The organism is Thauera sp. (assembly GCF_035444905.1).
Classification (GTDB): Bacteria; Pseudomonadota; Gammaproteobacteria; order Burkholderiales; family Rhodocyclaceae; genus Thauera.
The window spans coordinates 41805-61573 of sequence record NZ_DAOMPS010000002.1 but is presented as its reverse complement, the minus strand read 5'-3'; the positions used below and the strand labels follow the sequence as shown (position 1 = coordinate 61573).

Annotated in this window: 20 protein-coding genes; 8 read left to right on the top strand and 12 right to left on the bottom strand. The window is 67.4% G+C overall.

Features of this window, described 5'->3' with window-relative positions; all coding sequences use genetic code 11:
- Positions 1-10 precede the first annotated feature (10 nt).
- From serC to hmpA, 4 genes are all read right to left on the bottom strand, one after another.
- Positions 11-1108 carry a 3-phosphoserine/phosphohydroxythreonine transaminase gene (serC, locus tag PLC66_RS01500; RefSeq protein ID WP_324537204.1) on the bottom strand — a complete coding sequence of 366 codons (1098 nt, stop codon included), beginning with the start codon at positions 1106-1108 and terminating at the stop codon, positions 11-13.
- Complete coding sequence (gene gyrA / locus PLC66_RS01495; RefSeq protein WP_324537202.1) at positions 1108-3768, bottom strand: DNA gyrase subunit A; 2661 nt, start codon at positions 3766-3768, stop codon at positions 1108-1110. The genes serC and gyrA overlap by 1 nt, the downstream gene beginning before the upstream one ends.
- A gap of 80 nt (positions 3769-3848) precedes the next feature.
- Positions 3849-4307, bottom strand: coding sequence for an Rrf2 family transcriptional regulator (locus PLC66_RS01490; protein WP_324537200.1), 459 nt, complete (start codon positions 4305-4307; stop codon positions 3849-3851).
- Between the two features lies 1 nt (position 4308).
- A complete protein-coding gene (gene hmpA, locus PLC66_RS01485) occupies positions 4309-5517 on the bottom strand; it encodes an NO-inducible flavohemoprotein (protein ID WP_324537198.1) in 1209 nt (402 codons plus the stop codon).
- A gap of 193 nt (positions 5518-5710) precedes the next feature.
- On the opposite strand from hmpA, the gene grpE reads away from it, so the two are divergent.
- The 3 genes from grpE (at position 5711) to dnaJ (ending at position 9537) form a co-directional block, all read left to right on the top strand.
- On the top strand, positions 5711-6286 hold the full coding sequence (gene grpE, locus PLC66_RS01480; protein ID WP_324537196.1) for a nucleotide exchange factor GrpE: 576 nt from the start codon (positions 5711-5713) through the stop codon (positions 6284-6286).
- 107 nt (positions 6287-6393) lie between these two features.
- Positions 6394-8322 carry a molecular chaperone DnaK gene (gene dnaK / locus PLC66_RS01475; protein ID WP_324537194.1) on the top strand — a complete coding sequence of 643 codons (1929 nt, stop codon included), beginning with the start codon at positions 6394-6396 and terminating at the stop codon, positions 8320-8322.
- A gap of 96 nt (positions 8323-8418) precedes the next feature.
- Entirely contained in the window at positions 8419-9537 is a 1119-nt protein-coding gene (dnaJ, locus tag PLC66_RS01470; protein ID WP_324537192.1) for a molecular chaperone DnaJ, read from the top strand.
- 162 nt (positions 9538-9699) lie between these two features.
- Here dnaJ and cysS read toward each other — a convergent pair whose 3' ends face one another.
- Entirely contained in the window at positions 9700-11085 is a 1386-nt protein-coding gene (cysS, locus tag PLC66_RS01465; protein ID WP_324537190.1) for a cysteine--tRNA ligase, read from the bottom strand.
- Between the two features lie 253 nt (positions 11086-11338).
- Between cysS and PLC66_RS01460 the strand changes: the two genes are divergently transcribed.
- The 5 genes from PLC66_RS01460 to PLC66_RS01440 all read left to right on the top strand — a co-directional run bounded on the left by PLC66_RS01460 (position 11339) and on the right by PLC66_RS01440 (position 14854).
- Positions 11339-11905 carry a peptidylprolyl isomerase gene (locus PLC66_RS01460; protein WP_324537188.1) on the top strand — a complete coding sequence of 189 codons (567 nt, stop codon included), beginning with the start codon at positions 11339-11341 and terminating at the stop codon, positions 11903-11905.
- A gap of 45 nt (positions 11906-11950) precedes the next feature.
- Positions 11951-12445 (top strand): peptidylprolyl isomerase, encoded by a 495-nt coding sequence (locus PLC66_RS01455; RefSeq protein ID WP_324537186.1) that lies wholly within the window; start codon positions 11951-11953, stop codon positions 12443-12445.
- Positions 12446-12494: 49 nt separating this feature from the next.
- Entirely contained in the window at positions 12495-13262 is a 768-nt protein-coding gene (locus PLC66_RS01450; protein WP_324537394.1) for a UDP-2,3-diacylglucosamine diphosphatase, read from the top strand.
- Positions 13263-13421: 159 nt separating this feature from the next.
- The gene (locus tag PLC66_RS01445) at positions 13422-14591 is read left to right on the top strand and encodes a beta propeller repeat protein (RefSeq protein WP_324537184.1); all 1170 of its coding nucleotides are present in this window, start codon (positions 13422-13424) and stop codon (positions 14589-14591) included.
- Positions 14592-14596: 5 nt separating this feature from the next.
- A complete protein-coding gene (locus PLC66_RS01440; RefSeq protein ID WP_324537392.1) occupies positions 14597-14854 on the top strand; it encodes a MoaD/ThiS family protein in 258 nt (85 codons plus the stop codon).
- Positions 14855-14932: 78 nt separating this feature from the next.
- On the opposite strand, the gene mdcH is transcribed toward PLC66_RS01440, so the two are convergent.
- From mdcH to PLC66_RS01405, 7 genes are all read right to left on the bottom strand, one after another.
- Entirely contained in the window at positions 14933-15871 is a 939-nt protein-coding gene (gene mdcH / locus PLC66_RS01435; protein WP_324537182.1) for a malonate decarboxylase subunit epsilon, read from the bottom strand.
- Positions 15868-16491 carry a malonate decarboxylase holo-ACP synthase gene (locus PLC66_RS01430; protein ID WP_324537180.1) on the bottom strand — a complete coding sequence of 208 codons (624 nt, stop codon included), beginning with the start codon at positions 16489-16491 and terminating at the stop codon, positions 15868-15870. Before PLC66_RS01430 ends, mdcH begins: the two co-directional genes overlap by 4 nt.
- A 19-nt stretch (positions 16492-16510) precedes the next feature.
- Positions 16511-17275 (bottom strand): malonate transporter subunit MadM, encoded by a 765-nt coding sequence (madM, locus tag PLC66_RS01425; RefSeq protein ID WP_324537179.1) that lies wholly within the window; start codon positions 17273-17275, stop codon positions 16511-16513.
- A 6-nt stretch (positions 17276-17281) separates the two neighbouring features.
- On the bottom strand, positions 17282-17671 hold the full coding sequence (gene madL / locus PLC66_RS01420) for a malonate transporter subunit MadL (RefSeq protein WP_324537177.1): 390 nt from the start codon (positions 17669-17671) through the stop codon (positions 17282-17284).
- A gap of 114 nt (positions 17672-17785) precedes the next feature.
- Entirely contained in the window at positions 17786-18610 is an 825-nt protein-coding gene (gene mdcE / locus PLC66_RS01415; RefSeq protein WP_324537175.1) for a biotin-independent malonate decarboxylase subunit gamma, read from the bottom strand.
- A gap of 1 nt (position 18611) precedes the next feature.
- Positions 18612-19457, bottom strand: coding sequence for a biotin-independent malonate decarboxylase subunit beta (locus tag PLC66_RS01410; protein ID WP_324537173.1), 846 nt, complete (start codon positions 19455-19457; stop codon positions 18612-18614).
- Positions 19454-19768 (bottom strand): malonate decarboxylase subunit delta, encoded by a 315-nt coding sequence (locus PLC66_RS01405; protein WP_324537171.1) that lies wholly within the window; start codon positions 19766-19768, stop codon positions 19454-19456. The genes PLC66_RS01410 and PLC66_RS01405 overlap by 4 nt, the downstream gene beginning before the upstream one ends.
- Position 19769: the final 1 nt, after the last annotated feature.

Genomic DNA, 19769 nt, shown 5'->3' with positions numbered 1-19769 from the left:
CTCTGTCCACTCAAGCCCTGCGCGCCGCGAAGTCGCGCATGAAATCCACCAGTGCCTGCACGCCTGCCAGCGGCATGGCGTTGTAGATCGACGCGCGCATGCCGCCGACCGACTTGTGCCCCTTCAGCTGCACCAGGCCTGCGGCCTTCGATTCGGCGAGGAAAGCCTCGTTGAGCGCTTCGTCCCTGAGGAAGAAGGGCACGTTCATGCGCGAGCGGCAGGCCGGATCGACGCGATTCTCGTAGAAATCGCTGGCATCGAGGAAGTCGTACAGCAGCTTCGCCTTGGCCACGTTCTGCGCCTCGATCGCGGCCACGCCGCCCAGGCGCTTGAGCCACTGGAAGACCAGGCCGGCGATGTAGATCGAATAGGTGGGCGGGGTGTTGTACATCGACGCGTTGTCGGCCACCACCTTGTAGTCGAAGGCGCTCGGGCAGTGGGGCATCGCACGGCCGAGCAGGTCCTCGCGCACGATGACGATGGTCAGGCCCGCCGGGCCGATGTTCTTCTGCGCGCCGCCGAAGATCAGGCCGTACTTCGACACGTCGATCGCGCGCGACAGGATGTGCGAGGACATGTCGGCCACCACCGGCAGCTCGCCGCGGCCGATCTGCGCCAGGTCGGGCTCGAAGGGGTACTCGACGCCGCCGATGGTCTCGTTGGTGCAGGTGAACACATAGGCCGGATCGGCCGACAGCTGCCACTCGGCCATCGGCGGCACGCGGGTGAAGCCACTGGCCTCGGACGTGGCGGCGATGTTCACCTCAGCGTACTTGCGCGCTTCCTTCTGCGACTTCTGCGACCACGAACCGGTGACGATGTAGTCGGCCACGCGCCTGTCGCCCATCAGGTTCATCGGGATGATCGCGTTCTCGGCGATCGCCCCGCCCTGCATGAAGAGGATGCGGTAGTTGGCAGGCACCGCCAGCAGTTCGCGCAGGTCGGCCTCGGCCTGCGCGGCGATGGCGGTGAATTCCTTGCCGCGATGGCTCATCTCCATCACGCCCATGCCCGCGCCCTGCCAGTCGAGCATCTCGTCGGCGGCCTGGCGCAGCACGTCCTCGGGCAGCACCGCCGGGCCGGCGCTGAAGTTCCACACGCGACTCATCAGGCCTCTCCTTCCTCGCCGGCCTCATCGGCCCGGGGCGCCTCGCCCTCGCCCGGCGTCGCCTGCGCGCCACCGTCGGATTCGCTGCCCTCGGCGCCCTCGCCATTGGTCCGCATGCTCTCGTCCGACTCGGACTCCGCCACCTTCTCGATGCTGGCGAGCCAGGTGCCCTCGTCGAGGTTGATCAGGGTCACGCCCTGGGTCGAGCGGCCCATCTCGCGGATGCTCTCGACGCTGGTGCGGATCAGCACGCCGCCGGTGGAGATCAGCATGATCTCGTCGCTCGGCTCGACCAGCACCGCCGCCACCAGCTTGCCGTTGCGGTCGCTGGTCTGGATCGCGATCATGCCCTTGGTGCCGCGACCGTGGCGGGTGTACTCGGGGACCGGAGTGCGCTTGCCGTAGCCGTTCTCGGTCGCCGTCAGCACCGACTGCGACTCGTCCTTGGCCACCAGCATGGCGATCACCGACTGGCCGTCCTCCAGCGTCATGCCGCGCACACCACGCGCGTCACGCCCCATCGGGCGCACATCGGTCTCGGCGAAGCGCACCGCCTTGCCGGCGTCGGAGAACAGCATCACGTCGCACTGCCCGTCGGTGATCGCCACCCCGATCAGGTGGTCGCCGTCGTCCAGGTTGACCGCGATGATGCCGGCCTTGCGCGGGTTGGAGAACGCGCTGAGCGCGGTCTTCTTGACCGTGCCTTCCGAGGTCGCCATGAACACGAAATGCTCTTCGTCGAACTCCTTGATCGGCAGCACCGCGGTGATCTTCTCGCCCTCGAGCAGCGGGAACAGGTTCACGATCGGCTTGCCGCGCGAGTTGCGCGTGCCTTCGGGCACCTCGTATACCTTCAGCCAGTAGCAGCGACCACGGTTCGAGAAGCACAGCACGGTGTCGTGGGTGTTGGCGACGAAGAGTCGATCGATGAAGTCCTCGTCCTTCATCGAGGTCGCCTGCTTGCCGCGGCCGCCGCGGCGCTGGGCGCGGTAGTCGGCCAGCGGCTGGCGCTTGAAGTAGCCGGTGTGGGACAGGGTCACGACCATGTCCTCAGGCGTGATCAGGTCCTCGATGTTGATCTCGGCGGTGTTCATCACCAGCTCGGAGCGACGCGGGTCGCCGAACTGGTTACGGATCGCGCTGAGCTCCTCGACGATGATCGCCGTGATGCGCTCGGGCCGCGCCAGGATGTCGAGCAGGTCGGTGATGACATCCATCACCTCGCGGTACTCGCCGACGATCTTGTCCTGCTCGAGGCCCGTCAGGCGCTGCAGGCGCAGTTCGAGGATGGCCTGGGCCTGGGTTTCGGACAGGCGGTAGCCCTGCGCCTGCAGGCCATACTGCGGATCCAGCCCTTCCGGCCGGTAGCTGTCGGCCATCGCGCGCGACAGCATCTCCTCGACCAGCGCCGAGCGCCATTCGCGCGCCATCAGCTCGCGCTTGGCATCCGACGGCGTGGGCGCAGCCTTGATCAGCGCGATGATCTCATCCACGTTGGACAGCGCCACCGCCAGGCCTTCGAGGATGTGGCCGCGGTCGCGCGCCTTCCTCAGCTCGAAGATGGTGCGGCGGGTGACGACCTCGCGCCGGTGCTCGAGGAAGCACACCAGCATCTGCTTGAGGTTGAGCAGGCGCGGCTTGCCGTCGACCAGCGCCACCATGTTCATGCCGAAGCTGTCCTGCAGCTGGGTGTGCTTGAACAGCTTGTTGAGCACCACCTCGGGCATCTCGCCGCGCTTGAGCTCGATGACCAGGCGCATGCCCGACTTGTCGGACTCGTCGCGGATCTCGCTGATGCCCTCGATCTTCTTCTCGTTGACCAGCTCGGCCATGCGCTCCTGCAGGGTGCGCTTGTTCACCTGGTAGGGCAGCTCGTCGACGATGATGGCTTGACGGTCGGTCTTGCCGATCGGCTCGAAGTGGGTGCGCGCGCGCATGATCACGCGGCCGCGGCCGGTGCGATAGCCCTCGTGCACACCATGCAGGCCGTAGATCAGGCCCGCGGTCGGAAAATCGGGCGCCTTGACGATGTCGATCAGCGCCTCGATGTCGGTGTCGGGCTCAGCCAGCAGCTTCAGGCAGGCATCGACGATCTCGCCCAGGTTGTGCGGCGGGATGTTGGTCGCCATGCCGACCGCGATGCCCGAGGAGCCGTTGATCAGCAGGTTGGGGATGCGCGCCGGCATCACCAGCGGCTCTTTCTCGGAGCCGTCGTAGTTCGGGCCGAAGTCGACCGTTTCCTTGTCGATGTCGGCCAGCAGCTCGTGGCCGATGCGCGCCATGCGGATTTCGGTGTAACGCATCGCCGCGGCGTTGTCGCCGTCGACCGAGCCGAAGTTGCCCTGGCCATCGACCAGCATGTAGCGCAGCGAGAAGTCCTGCGCCATGCGGACGATGGTGTCATAGACCGCGATGTCGCCGTGCGGGTGGTACTTACCGATCACGTCGCCGACGATACGCGCGGACTTCTTGTAGGCGCGGTTCCAGTCGTTGGACAGTTCGTGCATGGCGAACAGCACGCGCCGATGCACCGGCTTGAGGCCATCGCGCGCATCGGGGAGGGCGCGCCCCACGATCACGCTCATCGCGTAGTCGAGGTAGGAGTGGCGCATCTCCTCTTCGAGGCTGATCGGCAGTGTTTCCTTGGCGAACTGAGTCATGCTCGAATGTGGCGGAACCCGCGCGAGTAAGAAAAACGGGCAATGTTACCACGCTCACCTTGCACACGCCCGCCAGCGACTCAGCGCGCCACAGGCTCCACACGATGAAGATGCAGCCGCGCCAGCCCCGCGGCCGAGGTGCCCGCCACCACGTCGGCCAGGGTGTGACGATCGAGCGCCGCGAAGAAGGCCTGCTGCGCCTCGTCGAGCACGCCCCGCAGGCGGCACACGCCGCGCAGCGAACACGCCGGCCGGTCGCAGTCGACCAACCCGCCCTCGCCCTCCAGCACACGCACGACTTCGCCCACGCGGATCTGCTCCGGCGGACGCGCCAGCCGCAACCCGCCGCCGCGACCCCGCATGGCTTTCACCCAGCCGGTCTGGGCGAGGAGATTGGCGACCTTCACCAGATGGTGATGCGACACCTCGAAGCGCTCACCAACCTCGGCGATCGTCACTGGCTGGTCATGCTCGGGCCGCGCGCTGGCCAGATACATCAGCAAGCGCAAGCCGAGATCGGCAAAGCGCGTCAGCTGCACCTCAGCTGCCCACTTGCTGCTGATCGGGGCCGAAGACCTCGTAATGGATGCGGTCGCGCGCCACCCCCCAGCCGATCAGGATGTCGCGCTGCTTGAGCATGAAGGGCAAGGGGCCACACAGGTAGTAGTCGGCATCGGGCAGCTCGACCCGTCCGCGGATGCGCTCGAGGTCGACCATGCCCTCGAACTCGTAGTCGCGCCCCTGCACGTCGCCGGCCGCCGGCGCGTCGTAGAACACGATGCTGTCGACATGGGCGCGCGAGGCGGCGAGCTCTTCCACATGCCCCTTCAGCGCATGGACACGTCCGTCGCGCGCGCCATGCACGAAGACGACGCGGCGCGTGGTGTCCTGCAGCGCGTTGAGCATGCTCACCATCGGTGTCAGGCCGACACCGCCGCTGACCAGCACCACCGGCGTATCGCGGTCCTCGTGCAGGTAGAAGTCGCCGAAGGGCGGCGCCAGGCGCACGCTGTCGCCCACCCCGACGTTGTCGTGCAGCCGGTTGGAGACAATGCCCGCCGGGTCCCTGCCCTCGCGCTTGACCGAGATGCGGAAATAGGACGGATTGGGCGCCTCGGACAGGCTGTACTGGCGAATCTGCTCCACCCCCAGCTCCGGCACATAGAGCACCACGCTGACGAACTGTCCGGGCACGAAAGGCGGCAGCGAACCACCATCGGCCGGACGCAGATAGAAGGACGTGACGAGCTCGCTCTCCACCTCCTTGCGCTCGACGACGAACTCCCGCCAGCCCTTCCAGCCGCCCTTTGCGGCGGCCGCAGCACGGTACAGCTCGGCCTCGGCGGCGATCAGGATGTCGGCCAGCGCCTGGTAGGCCGCGGCCCAGGCGTCGATGATCTCGTCGGTCGCGGCCTCGCCCATGACCTCGCGGATCGACGCCAGCAGATGCCGGCCTACGATCGGGTAGTGATCCGCCCGGATGCCGATGCTGGCGTGCTTGTGGGCGATGCGCGACGCGACCGGCGCGAGCGCCCCCGGATTGTCGATGTTCTGCGCGTAGGCGAGCACGGCCGCGGCGAGCGCATGCTGCTGCTTTCCGCCGGCCTGGTTGCCGAGGTTGAAGATGTTCTTCAGCTCGGGCTCGTGCTCGAACAGGCGCGCGTAGAAGTGCGTCGTGAGCGTCAGGCCGTGGGCCTGCAGGGCGGGAACAGTGGCCTTGACCAATTCGATCGTGCGGGGTGAAAGCATGACGGGATCCTTTCGTTTTAAAGTTGCATTCACCATACCACTTATAAAGCCCTTCCCACAAGCCTCCTCACCCCCAACGTCCGCCCACCGGGTCGCGATCTCCCCGCCGCGCAGAAAAGTTCCACGCTCGCTCTTGAAACCGCCCCTTTCGCCCCAACATCTGCAGCCGTCGAAAGAAAACGGAGAGTCACCCATGCAGGACCAGAAGCCGACGCCGGACATCACGCCCGAACTTGAGCAGATGCCGGCCGATCCATTGGCCACGCCGGAGCCCGACGCCGCCACCGCACCCGCGATCGACACCATGCCGAGCCTGGAAGAGGCCCTGCGTCAGGCCGAGCTCAAGGCCGCCGAGCACCACGACGCCTGGCTGCGCGCGAAGGCCGAGACCGAGAACGTGCGCCGCCGGGCCCAGGATGACATCGCGAAGGCCGCCAAGTTTGCCGCCGAGAAATTTGCCAGCGCGATGCTGCCGGTCAAGGACAGCCTCGAGGCGGCGCTCGCGATCGAGAACCAGTCGGTCGAAAAGATGCGCGAAGGTGTCGAGCTGACCCTGAAGCAGCTCGTCTCCGCCTTCGACGGCGCCCACCTCGCCGAAGAAAACCCGCTCGGCCAGAAGTTCGACCCCAACAGGCACCAGGCAATCAGCACGATCGAGGCCGACGCCGAACCCAACACGGTCGTCACCGTGCTGCAGAAGGGCTACCTCCTCAACGAGCGCGTCATCCGCCCGGCGCTGGTGATGGTCGCCAAGGCCAAGGGCCAGTGAGAAATCTGCACTCAGCCGCTTGAAAGCGGTGCGCACCACCCCATATTCGAACCAGATTGGACGGCAAGGCCGCTCCGCCATCGAATTCAGACTGAAGAGGAACTCAAATGGGCAAGATCATCGGCATCGACCTCGGCACCACCAATAGCTGCGTCTCCGTGATGGAAGGCGGCAAGCCGAAGGTCATCGAGAACTCCGAAGGCGCACGCACCACCCCGTCGGTGGTCGCCTACGCCGAAGACGGCGAGATCCTGGTCGGCGCGCCGGCCAAGCGCCAGGCGGTCACCAACGCCAAGAACACGCTGTTCGCGATCAAGCGCCTGATCGGCCGTCGCTTCGAAGAGAAGGAAGTGCAGAAGGACATCGCCATGATGCCCTTCACCATCACCAAGGCCGACAACGGCGACGCCTGGGTCGAAGTGCGCGGCAAGAAGATCGCGCCGCCGCAGGTGTCCGCCGAAATCCTGCGCAAGATGAAGAAGACCGCCGAGGACTACCTCGGCGAGGAAGTGACCGAGGCGGTGATCACCGTGCCGGCCTACTTCAACGACAGCCAGCGCCAGGCCACCAAGGACGCCGGCCGCATCGCCGGCCTCGAAGTCAAGCGCATCATCAACGAGCCGACCGCGGCCGCGCTCGCCTTCGGCATGGACAAGAAGCCGGGCGACTCCAAGATCGCCGTTTATGACCTCGGCGGCGGGACCTTCGACATCTCCATCATCGAGATCGCCGACCTCGACGGCGAGCACCAGTTCGAAGTGCTGGCCACCAACGGCGACACCTTCCTGGGCGGCGAGGACTTCGACCAGCGCATCATCGACTACATCGTCACCGAGTTCAAAAAGGAACAGGGCGTCGACCTCAAGAACGACGTGCTCGCGCTGCAGCGCCTGAAGGAAGCCGCCGAGAAGGCCAAGATCGAGCTGTCCTCCGGCCAGCAGACCGAGATCAACCTGCCCTACATCACCGCCGACGCCTCGGGCCCGAAGCACCTGGCGATCAAGATCACCCGCGCCAAGTTCGAGGCCCTGGTCGAAGACCTCATCGAGCGCTCGATCGAGCCCTGCCGCATCGCGCTGAAGGATGCCGGCGTCAAGGTTTCGGACATCGACGACGTGATCCTGGTCGGCGGCCAGACCCGCATGCCCAAGGTCATCGACAAGGTGAAGGAGTTCTTCGGCAAGGAGCCGCGCCGTGACGTGAACCCGGACGAAGCCGTGGCAGTGGGCGCCTCGATCCAGGGCGGCGTGCTGCAGGGCGAGGTCAAGGACGTGCTGCTGCTCGACGTCACCCCGCTGTCGCTGGGCATCGAAACCCTGGGCGGCGTGATGACCAAGCTGATCCAGAAGAACACCACGATTCCGACCAAGGCCAGCCAGGTGTTCTCCACCGCCGACGACAACCAGTCGGCCGTGACCATCCACGTGCTGCAGGGCGAGCGCGAGATGGCTTCGGGCAACAAGAGCCTGGGTCAGTTCAACCTCTCCGACATCCCGCCGGCGCCGCGCGGCATGCCGCAGATCGAGGTCACCTTCGACATCGACGCCAACGGCATCCTGCACGTGTCGGCCAAGGACAAGGCCACCGGCAAGGAGAACAAGATCAAGATCCAGGCCAACTCCGGCCTGTCGGATGCGGAAGTCGAGCGCATGGTGCGTGACGCCGAGGCGCATGCCGAGGAAGACAAGAAGGCGCATGAGCTGGTCGACGCCCGCAACCAGTGCGACGCGCTGATCCACTCGACGAAGAAGGCGCTCGGCGAGTACGGCGACAAGCTGTCGGATGACGAGAAGGCCAAGATCGAAGCCGCGATGAAGGAGGCCGAAGAGGCCATCAAGAGCGGTGACAAGGACAGCATCGAAGCCAAGAGCCAGGCTCTGGCAATGGCTGCGCAAAAGCTCGGCGAGCAGATGTATGCCCAGGCTCAGGCCGAGGGCGGCGCCCAGGGCGCAGCCGGTGCTCAGCAAGCCGGTGGCAAGGCCGAGGACGCCGACGTGGTGGATGCCGAGTTCACCGAAGTGAAGGACAAGAAGTAATCGTCACTCTGGCGAATCCTTCGCGGCCGAGCCCCGCCGGAGCCCTGCTCCGGCGCCGGCTCGGCCTTTGCTTGAGACCAGACTGAGCGAAGCACCATGTCCAAAAGGGATTACTACGATGTCCTCGGCGTCAACCGCGACGCCAGCGACGACGAGATCAAGAAGGCCTACCGCAAGCTGGCCATGAAGCACCATCCGGACCGCAATCCGGACAACACGGCCGCGGAAGAGAAGTTCAAGGAGGCCAAGGAGGCCTACGAGATGCTCTCCGACCCGCAGAAGAAGGCGGCCTACGACCGCTACGGCCACGCCGGGGTCGACCCGTCGATGGGCGCCGGCGGCCAGGGCTTCGAGGGCGGCTTTGCCGATGCCTTCGGCGACATCTTCGGCGACCTCTTTGGCGGTGGCCGCGGTGGGCGCTCGAACGTCTACCGTGGCGCCGATCTGCGCTACAACCTCGAGATCACGCTCGAGGAAGCCGCGCGCGGCGCCGACAAGACCATCCGCATCCCCACCGTCGAGGAGTGCGGCACCTGCCACGGCAGCGGCGCCAAGCCCGGTACCCAGCCCAAGACCTGCCCCACCTGTAACGGCCACGGCCAGGTACGCGTGCAGCAGGGCTTCTTCTCGATCCAGCAGACCTGCCCCAAGTGCCACGGCAGCGGCAAGATCATCCCCGACCCCTGCCGCGACTGCGGCGGCGCCGGCCGGGTCAAGAAGCAGAAGACGCTGGAGGTGAAGATTCCCGCCGGTATCGACGAAGGCATGCGCCTGCGCCACGCCGGCCATGGCGAGCCGGGCGTCAACGGCGGGCCGCCGGGCGACCTCTACGTCGAGATCCACATCCGCAAGCATTCGGTGTTCGAGCGCGACCACGACGACCTGCACTGCGAGATGCCGATCAGCATCACCACCGCGGCGCTCGGCGGCGAGATCGAGATCCCGACGCTGGAAGGCATGGCGCGACTGAAGATCCCGGCCGAGACGCAGAGCGGCAAGGTCTTCCGCCTGCGCGGCAAGGGCATCAAGAACGTGCGCAGCCATGTGCATGGCGACCTGATGTGCCACGTGGTGGTCGAGACGCCGGTGAACCTCACCGAGCGCCAGCGCGAATTGCTGCGCGAGTTCGAGGAGATCTCCAGCGGCAACGCCGACCGTCACAACCCGAAGGCCAAGGGCTGGATGGACAAGGTGCGCGACTTCTTCGGCAACTGAAACCCGGGGGCGAGCTGCGGTCCGTGCGCGCGGTCCGCCCCCACACCAAAACGCCCGCTCCTGCATCGCAGGGCGGGCGTTTTCACATTCATCTCGATTCGCCCGGCAAGCGCTGCCGGGGCGCTGCCGCCATCACGGACGCGGGGCAGTTTCCCTCGGCGCTCAGGCGCGGCGCCAGGTGGTGCCGCCGGCGCCGTCCTCGAGGATCACGCCGGCCGCCGTCAGCTCGGCGCGGATGCGGTCGGCCTCGGCGAAATCCTTCGCCTTCTTGGCCGCGGCGCGTTCGGCGATCCTCGCCTCGATCACTGCCGCTTCGAGCCCACCCGCATCCGGCGTACCGGCCTGCAGGAAGGCCTGCGGCGCGCGTCCAAGCAGGCCGAGCACCCCGCCGAGCGCCTTCAACTGCCCCGCCAGCGCGGGTGAGGCATTGCGGTTGACCTCGTTGGCCAGCTCGAACAGCACCGCCACCGCCTCGGCGGTATTGAAGTCGTCGTCCATCGCCGCGCGGAAGCGCTGGGCGTGCGCTTCGTGCCAATCCACCTGCGCATCGCCCGCGACCGGCACGCTCTTGAGCGCGGTGTAGAGGCGGGTCAGGGCGTTGCGCGCGTCTTCCAGGTGGGCGTCGGAGTAGTTCAGCGCGCTGCGGTAGTGCGCGCGCAGGATGAAGAAGCGCACCACCTCGGGGTCGTACTTCTGCAGCACCTCGCGGATGGTGAAGAAGTTGCCGAGCGACTTCGACATCTTCTCGTCATCCACCCGCACGAAGCCGTTGTGCATCCACACATTGACGAAGGTATGGCCATGCGCGCCCTCTGACTGGGCGATCTCGTTCTCGTGGTGGGGGAACTGCAGGTCCATGCCGCCGCCATGGATGTCGAAGTGCTCGCCGAGCAGCTCCGAGCTCATCGCGGAGCACTCGATATGCCAGCCCGGCCGGCCCTCGCCCCAGGGCGAAGCCCACTTCACCTCGCCCGGCTCCTCCGTCTTGGCGTGCTTCCACAGCACGAAGTCGAGCGGGTCGTGCTTGTCCTGCGCCACGTCGACGCGCTCGCCGGCGCGCAACTCGTCGAGCGACTTGCCCGACAGCTTGCCGTAGCCGTCGAACTTGCGCACCGCATAGCACACGTCGCGGTTGGCGGCGACATAGGCCAGGCCCTTCTGCTCGAGGCGCGAGATCAGCGACTGCATCTGCGCGACATAGTCGGTGGCGCGCGGCTCGTGGTCGGGGCGCAGCACGCCGAGCGCGTCGGCGTCCTCGTGCATCGCGGCGATGAAGCGGTCGGTGAGCTGGCGGATGGTCTCGCCGTTGTCCTGCGCGCGGCGGATGATCTTGTCGTCGATGTCGGTGATGTTGCGCACGTAGGTCACGGCCAGCCCGCTCGCGCGCAGCCAGCGCGCCACCATGTCGAACACGACCATCACGCGTGCGTGGCCAAGGTGGCAATAGTCATACACGGTCATGCCACAGACATACATGCGGACCTTGCCGGGTTCGATGGGCGTGAAGACTTCCTTGTTGCGCGACAGGGTGTTGTAGATCGAAAGCATCGTGGGTGGGCGGCGAGAGAGGTGACGAAAGGTGGCGAAGCGGCGCAAACGCGGCGGCGCGATTGTGAGGGGTGGGGCTTGTTGCTAGAATCTCGCGTCGTCAGCGGCGCGGGGCCAGTCGAAAGGCGCGTGAGTATACCATGCACGCCGCGCCCCCCTTTTCTGCCGCCGCGGGACTGCCGCCCGGCGCCGGGACGGCTTCCGGGCACCCTCGCCGCAAGAGGCCTGCGCCTCACCCCTCACCGGAGACCCCATGAAGAAACATCTCGCCGCCCTCGCCTCACTGGCCGTCTTCGCCCTGCCCGCCACACCGGTTTTCGCGGCCAACCCCATGGTCGAGATGAAGACCAGCCAGGGCGAGATCGTCGTCGAGCTCTTTGCCGACAAGGCGCCCAAATCGGCCGAAAACTTCGTCCAGTACGTCAGGGACGGCCACTACGACGGCACCATCTTCCACCGTGTCATCGACGGCTTCATGATCCAGGGCGGTGGCTTCGACGCCGAGATGAAGCAGAAGAGCACGCGCGCCCCGATCGAGAACGAGGCAAAAAACGGTCTCAAGAATGAGCCCGGCACGCTCGCCATGGCCCGCACCGCAGATCCGCACTCGGCCTCGGCGCAGTTCTTCATCAACCTCGTGCCAAATACCTTCCTCGACTACCCCTCGCGCGACGGCTGGGGCTACGCGGTGTTCGGCAAGGTCGTCAAGGGCATGGACGTGGTCGAGAAGATCGGCAAGCTCCCCACCGCAAACCGCGGCTTCCACCAGAACGTGCCGGTCGATCCGATCGTCATCGAAAGCGCCCGCGTCGTCGAGTAAGGCGCCCTCCCCCCACAAGAATCCGATTCCCCAGGAGAACCCCACATGGCTGTCAAGCTGCACACCAACCACGGCGTCATCACCCTCGAACTCGATGCCGACAAGGCGCCGGTGACGGTCGCCAACTTCCTCGCCTACGTCGAGGCCGGCCACTACAACAACACCCTCTTCCACCGCGTCATCGACGGCTTCATGATCCAGGGCGGCGGCTTCGAGCCCGGCATGAACCAGAAGCCGACCGGCGAGCAGATCAAGAACGAGGCCGACAACGGCCTCAAGAACGAGCGCGGCACCATCGCCATGGCGCGCACCCAGGCCCCGCACTCGGCCACCGCCCAGTTTTTCATCAACGTCGCCGACAACGACTTCCTCAACCACCGCTCGCCCGACCTGCAGGGCTGGGGCTACTGCGTGTTCGGCCGCGTCAGCGAAGGCATGGACGTGGTGGACGCGATCCGCAAGGTGAAGACCGGCTCCAGCGGCTTCCACCAGGACGTGCCGAAGGAAGACGTGATCATCGAGCGCGCCGAAGTTGTCTGACCGCGTGACGCAGCCCGCCCAGTCCGTGGCCGGCGGGCTGCTCAGCACCTTGCCGGAGGCTGCCTGTGCGCGGCTACCGGCATTGTTCATTTCCGACCTGCACCTCAGCGAAGACGAGCCGACCAACGTCGATGCCTTCCTCGCCTTCCTGCAGGGGCCGGCGCGCGAGGCAGCGAGCCTCTTCATCCTCGGCGACCTGTTCGAATACTGGGCCGGTGACGACGACCTCGCCACGCCCTTCAACGCCCGCATCGCCGCCGCCATCCGGGCCCAGGCCGACGCCGGCACCGCGGTCTACTTCATGACCGGCAATCGCGACCTGCTTGCCGGCCCTGCCTTTGCCAAGGCCATCGGCGCGACGCTGCTCGATGACCCGGCCTGCGTGCGCTTCGGCGACAGCGCGACTGCGCCAACCCTGCTGCTCGCGCACGGCGACGCCCTGTGCACCGACGACCTCGCCTACCAGGCCTATCGCCGCCAGGTGCGCGACCCCGCCTGGCAGGCCGGCTTCCTGGCCCAGCCGCTGGCCGCGCGCAAGGCCTTCATCGCCAGCCTGCGCCAGAAGAGCGAGGCAGCCAAGGCCGGGAAGACGATGGAGATCATGGACGTCAATGCCGATGCCGTCGCCGCGCTGCTGCGCGAACATGGTTATCCGACGCTGATCCATGGCCATACCCATCGCCCCGACTGCCACCAGTTGCAGGTCGACGGGCGCGACTGCGTCCGCCACGTGCTCGCCGACTGGCACGGCGAAGCGCGCTGGCTCGCCTTCGACGGCAAGCGTCTGACGACCGGCGGCGCGCCCACCGAGGCCTGATCCCTCCCCGAAGGCAGGCCTAACCACCCTCCGCGCGCTGCGCACGCTGCATTTCTGGTCTATAGAACAGGAATTGCCCCCGCCGGACTGCCCGGCACGGCGGCTACGGCTGCGCGCCAGCCCTGCACGGGGCGCCAGCCCCCCGCACGGAGAGCGAGAATGAACACACCCGATAACGTCGCCTCGGCCACCGAGGCTGTGAAGGCCATCGTCGTACTGGTGGCGACGCGCAAGGGCGCCTGGCTGTTCCATGGCGACACCCACCGCCAGCAATGGCGGGTGAGCGGCCCGCACCTGCTCGGTCACATCATCAGCCACCTGGTGCTCGATCCGCGTGATGGACGCACCCTGCTCGCGGCAGCGAAGACAGGGCACCTCGGCCCCACCCTGTACCGCTCGACCGACCTCGGCGACACCTGGGCCGAGGTCCCGCAGCCGCCCGCCTTCGCCCCCGCACCGGACGGTGAGCAAGGGCGGGTCGTCGACCACAGTTTCTGGCTCACCCCGGGTCTTGCCATCGAGCCCGATTGCTGGCTCGCCGGCACCTCGCCGCAGGGCCTGTTCCGGTCCACCGACGGCGGCCTGCACTGGTCACCCTTTTCCTGCCTCAACGACGATCCCGACTATCGGCGCTGGATGGGCAGCGTTCAGGACGGCACGCCCGATGGTCCCAAGCTGCACTCGATCAACATCGACCCCCGCAACCCGCAGCATCTCTATATCGGGATGTCGGGTGGCGGCGTGCATGAATCGCGCGACGGCGGCAGAAGCTTCACACCGATCCTGAAGGGCCTCGAGGTCGTCGAGGGTTTCGACGTGTCCGACCCGACCTTCCACGACCCGCATTGCGTGCGCCTCTGCCCGAGTGCACCCGACCGCCTCTACCAGCAGAATCACTGCGGGGTTTATCGCCTCGACCGTCCTGACGACACCTGGGTCCGCATCGGCCGCAACATGCCCGAGGAGGTCGGCGACATCGGCTTTCCGCTCGTCGTGCATCCGCGCGATGCCGACCGTGCCTGGATCTTCCCGATGGACGGCAGCGACGTCTGGCCGCGCACCAGTCCCGGCGGTCGGCCGGCAGTCTATGGCACGCGCGACGCCGGCGCGAGCTGGGAGCGCCTCGATCGCGGCCTGCCCGCGGAACAGGCGTGGTGGACCGTCAAGCGCCAGGCGATGAGCGCCGATGCCTGCGATCCGCTCGGCCTCTACTTCGGCACCACCAGCGGTGAACTCTGGATGAGTGCTGACGAGGGCGCGTCCTGGCGTTGCATCGCGCGCCATCTGCCCGAGATCTTCGCGGTGGAGGTCGGCGTCCCGGCGGCGTGATCAAGATGAAGGTGATGATCCCGACCCCGCTGCGCTCGTACACCGGCGCACGCGAAGTGGAGGCCGAAGGCGAAACGCTGGCGACCCTGCTGGCCGATCTCGACCGGCGCTTTCCGGGCATCCGCTTTCGCGTCGTGGACGAACAAGGCCGGCTGCGCCCCCACATCCGCTTCTTCGTCACCGAAGGCCAGATCTTCAGCCTGGCGCAGCCCTTGCGCGCCAACGACACGCTCGTCATCGTGCAAGCGCTCAGCGGCGGCTGAGGCCCCTGCTTCGCCCAATCGGACACGAACCGTAAGCGCTGTCCTGGATCGTTTCTTCGATCCCTTATCGCCGAAAGCTCATCCAAGACGGCCTTGCTGCTCGCGCCGAATGAGCGCGCAGATCGTATCAACTCGGCTAGTCTCGCAACAGAGCGCAAGCCCCTCGGAAAAGGCCGCATGTGTGAGTCCGGTAAGAACCTCACGACTCGGCATCTCGACTGCCACTCGGGCGCCGCGCTCCCACGCGAGCTTGACGGTGTCGAGCCAGTTCACGCGTTGGGCGACGTTGCCGGCGAGGTCGTCGGTGATGCGTGCGGGATCCGCCATCGCGCGCGCGGCGGTGCTGCTCAGGAAAGCGACGCGTGGGCGCGTCCAGCGCACCGCAGCCATCGCCCGTCTCATGTCGTGCGCGACCGGGGCCAGAAGTGCGCAGTGCGACGGGACGCCCACCGTCAGGCGTTCGCAACGCGTCGCCCCCTGCTCGAGCGCAAGCTCAGCAACCGCTTCCATGGCTGCATCTGCACCCGCGACGATGATCTGCTGCTCCGCATTGATATTTGCAATGAAGACCGGCCGAGATGGCGTGTGGACCCGGGCGACGATCAGCTCCAGGCGGAAGGCATCGATGCCGATCAACGCCGTCATGCCGTAACCGGCCGGAAACGCCTCTTCCATCAGACGACCGCGCAGGTCGACCAGGCGCAGCGCGTCCTCGTAGTCGAGCACGCCGGCGATGACCGCGGCCGGATAGGCGCCCACCGACATGCCCGCGACCATGTCCGGTGCCGCGTCGCGCGCAATCAGGGTACGCGCCATCGCCACGCCGGCGATCAGCAGGGCAAGCTGCACGGCCACCGTGGACTGGAGCGCCTGCTCGGTGTCGAGCTCGAACGGATCGCGCCCAAGCACCGCGCGAGTCTGCGCGAACGTCCGGTCGACCTCGGCGTCGGCCGGCAGCCGCGACAGCATCCCTGGCGACTGTGAGCCCTGGCCCGGAAAGGTGAACAGCACGCTCATGCCGGACACTCCTGCTTCTGCGGCTGCCACGGGTCGCTCACCAGACGTGGGCCGTTGGCCGTCTTCAACAACACGGTGCGACGCCCAGCCAGCCACTCGTCGAGGGCAAAGCCGCCGCACCCGGTGTCGATCTGCACATCGAGGCGGCAGCCTGCATGCGATCTCAATGTGCGCAGCAGCCCGAGTTCGCGCTCCGCGAACGGGCGCGGCGCCCGCACGAGCAGGTCGAGGTCGCTTCCCTGATGGAGCACCGCCGCCCCGCTCGCGAGGGCGAAACCGACGCCGCCTGTCGGCCCCCACGTCAGCCCGGCCGCATCGAGCATGGGGGCAATCCGCGCGAGGGCATCGAGGCAAGCCAGCCCGCTGCCGGGGCAGCGCGCCCAGCCGCGCTCGCGCGCGAGCGCCTCGGGCGTGCAGCGGCGCATAACCTGCGCGAGCGCCACCCAGGCCGCGTGGCGCTGGTTGCGCGCCCGCCCGCGCAAGCCGACCGCAACCAGCCCCTGCCTGCCCGGCTCCGCACGGCGGACAACGACGGGCCAGGCCGCTTCGGCCCAGTCGGGCAGGGGCGCCCCGGCCGCAATGGCCGTCGTCCGCAACCACAGCAGATCGTGAGCCCGCATGGCGTGTCCCTCCGCGGCCTCAGCCGACCAGGGCCTGGGTGGCGAGGAACAGCACCGAGGGCCCAAGCAGGCAACCCAGACCGGTGTAGAAGGTCGAAGTCATCGCACCGTAGGGAACGAGCTTGGGATCGATCGCCGCGAGCGCACCGCACACCCCGCTGGTCGTGCCCATCATGCCGCCGAACACCATGGCCGTGCGCGGATTGTCCAGCCCGATGCGCGGCGCGAAGAAGGGCGAGGCGACCATGACCAGGATGGCCTTCACCAGCCCGGCAGCGATGGACAACGCGATCACGTCTGAACTCGCGCCAATCGCCGCCCCTGTGACCGGCCCCACGATGTAGGTCACCGCCCCGGCGCCGATCGTCGCCATGCTCACGGCGTCGGTGTAGCCGAACGCGGCCGCCACCGCAGCACCGATCACGAAGGACAGAACGACGCCCACCAGCAGCGACACGACCCCGCTCAGGCCCGCCTTGCGGATCTCCTGGAAATTCACCCCGAACGCGGTTGCGGTGATGGCGAAGTCGCGAATCATCGCCCCGCCGAGCAGGCCGACGCCGGTGAGCAGCGGTATGTCGGCCACGCCCTTCTGGCCACCGGTGAAGAGCCCGCTGACGTAAGCCAGCGCCAGCCCGAGCATGATCGCGATCGCCGAGCCGTGCAGCTTGCCGCGGGTGAAGCGGCTCGACAGCCAGTACGAGACCAGCATGGTGAGCCCGATCACGGCGAAGCCGGTGAGGAGCCCGTTCTTGGTGAGGACGTCGACAAGGATCTTTTCCATGCTGGCTTACTCCGCTTGGACTTTCGCATCGGCGATCGGCGCCTTGGTGCCGATGCGTGCGATGACAGGGATGAGGGCGTAACAGACGGCGGTGGCGAGCGCGCCGGCGAGGATCGCCGCCGGGCCGCCCTTCACGGCCGCCACGACGTTCTGCTGCGCAGCCATCGCGACGACGACGGGGATGTAGATCGCGCTCCAGAAGTGCACGCCTTCCTTGGTCGGGGTGGGCAGCAGGTCGCGCTTGCGCAGGTATTCCGAGGCGAAGATCAGCAGGATCATCGAGAAGCCCACGCCGCCGACGTTGGCTTTGACGCCGATCGCGGTGCCGAGGACATCGCCGATGAAAAGTCCGATGAGGACGCAGGCCGCCAGCAAGGCGGTTCCATAGATGGTCATGATGTTGTCTCCTTGGGTGTTGCGGCTGCCGCTGCAGCCGTGCATGCATCAGTGGGCGGGTGGCCTGGCGTCTCCTCCGGCCATCCCGGCCCGGGCAGATCGCTCAGATCCTCGTCATCGACGCTCCTCCCAGCCTGTGCGCAGGCGTTCCCGCACTTCGCACGAAAGACGGCGCGCCGGCTGCCCCAGCCGACCCGACAAGTCGCCGCGCGCATCCGCGCGGATGTCGGCAAGGGCTTCGACGAGGCAGCTTTCGACCCGGTCGAGGTCGGCCCCGGCGGGCGCGTCCGGCTGCGCCACCGGCAGCAGTCGCCACAGCAGCCCGAGCTTGGCGAAACTGGCGATGTCGTAGGCCATCGGCGGAATCTTCTCGGCCAGCGCCTCGAGCTGCTCGACCGAGCGCAGGGTCACGCGTGCCGCAGCCGCCTTGCCCATGGCGTGGACCATGACCTGCGGATCGTCGAGCGCGATCAAGCGGTTGGCCTGGTAGCCATGGGCCAGCAGCGCCCCGGACATTGCCTTGCCGACGATGAGGCCGATCACCGGATGGCCGGCCAGGCGCGCATCGGCATAGGCGGCGGCCGCACCGGCAAGCGCCTGGTGGATGCCGTAGGCCTCTTCGCGCCGACCGTAGGCCTGGCTCGTGACGTCGATGACGGCGACGATCGGGCGACGCTTGGACGCCTGGGCATCGGCCGCGATCACCTCGCGGACCGCACGCGCCAGTGCCCAGCCTTCGACCAGGCCGACCTCGCCCGTGCGTGCGCGCGGGAAGGGATTCTCCGGATCGGGCACCACGGCGATGAAGCGCGCCAGTTCGCCGCCGAGGGCGGCATCCACCACCCGCAGCGAGAGGGGGTAGCCGGCAACGGTCTCACCATCGCGCGCGAGTGCAGCAAGCCAGATCGCGCCGCGGCTGATCTTGGTTTCTCGTGCCATGTCAGAGTCCCTCCTGGTAGATCGCGCGCACCGCCTCGGGCCGCGCCTGTTCGGTGGCATCGACGCGCGCCAGGCAGGCGAGGAAATCGGCCTCGCGGTCGCTGCGGTGCTGCGCCGGAACGCCCTGGCGCATGAACTCGCGCACGCTGGTGCGCATGGCCTCGACGTCATCCTCGAGGTAGGCGTCGACCAGCCTTGACGCGTAGCGCTGCTCGCCGCCCGTCATGCTCCAGATGAAGGGACGATCGCGGGCGTCGTATTCCTCGATGCCGGCTTCCTGCTCGATCACCTGCGGCCCGTTCAGCCCCAGACGGGCTTCCCGGGTAACGACGAGGTAGCTGCACAGACCGGCCGCGATCGACATGCCGCCGAAGCAGCCGACCGTGCCCGCGGTGATGCCGACCACCGGCTGGTAGCGGCGCAGGTCGGCGATCGCGGCATGGATCTCGGCGATCGCAGCGAGGCCGAGGTTGGCCTCCTGCAGACGCACGCCGCCGGTCTCGAACAGGATCACGGCGCAGGTCGGGATGCCGCGACGGTTGTCCTCGGCGGCGAGTTCCAGCGCGCCGGCGATCTTCGCGCCACCCACCTCGCCCATGCTGCCGCCCTGGTAGGCGCCCTCGATGGCAAGCACCACGGCGGACTGGCCGTCGATGCGACCGCAGGCAACCACCACGCCATCGTCGGCCTGAGTCACCACGCCCTGCGCGGCGAGCCAGGGCGAGGCGAGGCGGTCGAAGGGACCGATCAGTTCGCGCATCGTGCCCGCATCGAGCAGCGCACGGGCCCGTTCGCGGGCGCCGAGCTCGATGAAGCTCTCGCGAGTAAGCAGTTCGTCGGTGTTCATGGCGCCGTCCTCCCGTTCGCGGCCAGTTCCTCGAAGGCCTGCTCGATGCGCATGCGCACCACGCCAGGCGTGGCGCCGAAGTCGTTGATCTCGATCTTCGTCGCCGGCAGCGGCGCCGCCGTCAGGATGCGGCTGAGCACCGCCTCCCACACCCGGCCCATACCGACCACCGAGGTCGCGACCGAAACAGTCGTCGTGCCGGCGACGTTGGGTTCGACGAGTACCTCCAGGTCGCCCGAGCCGACCACACCGGCGAGCGCCCTGCCCGCGGCCGGCTGCAGCGCCGGGAACGCAAACTTCAGTTGTTCCATC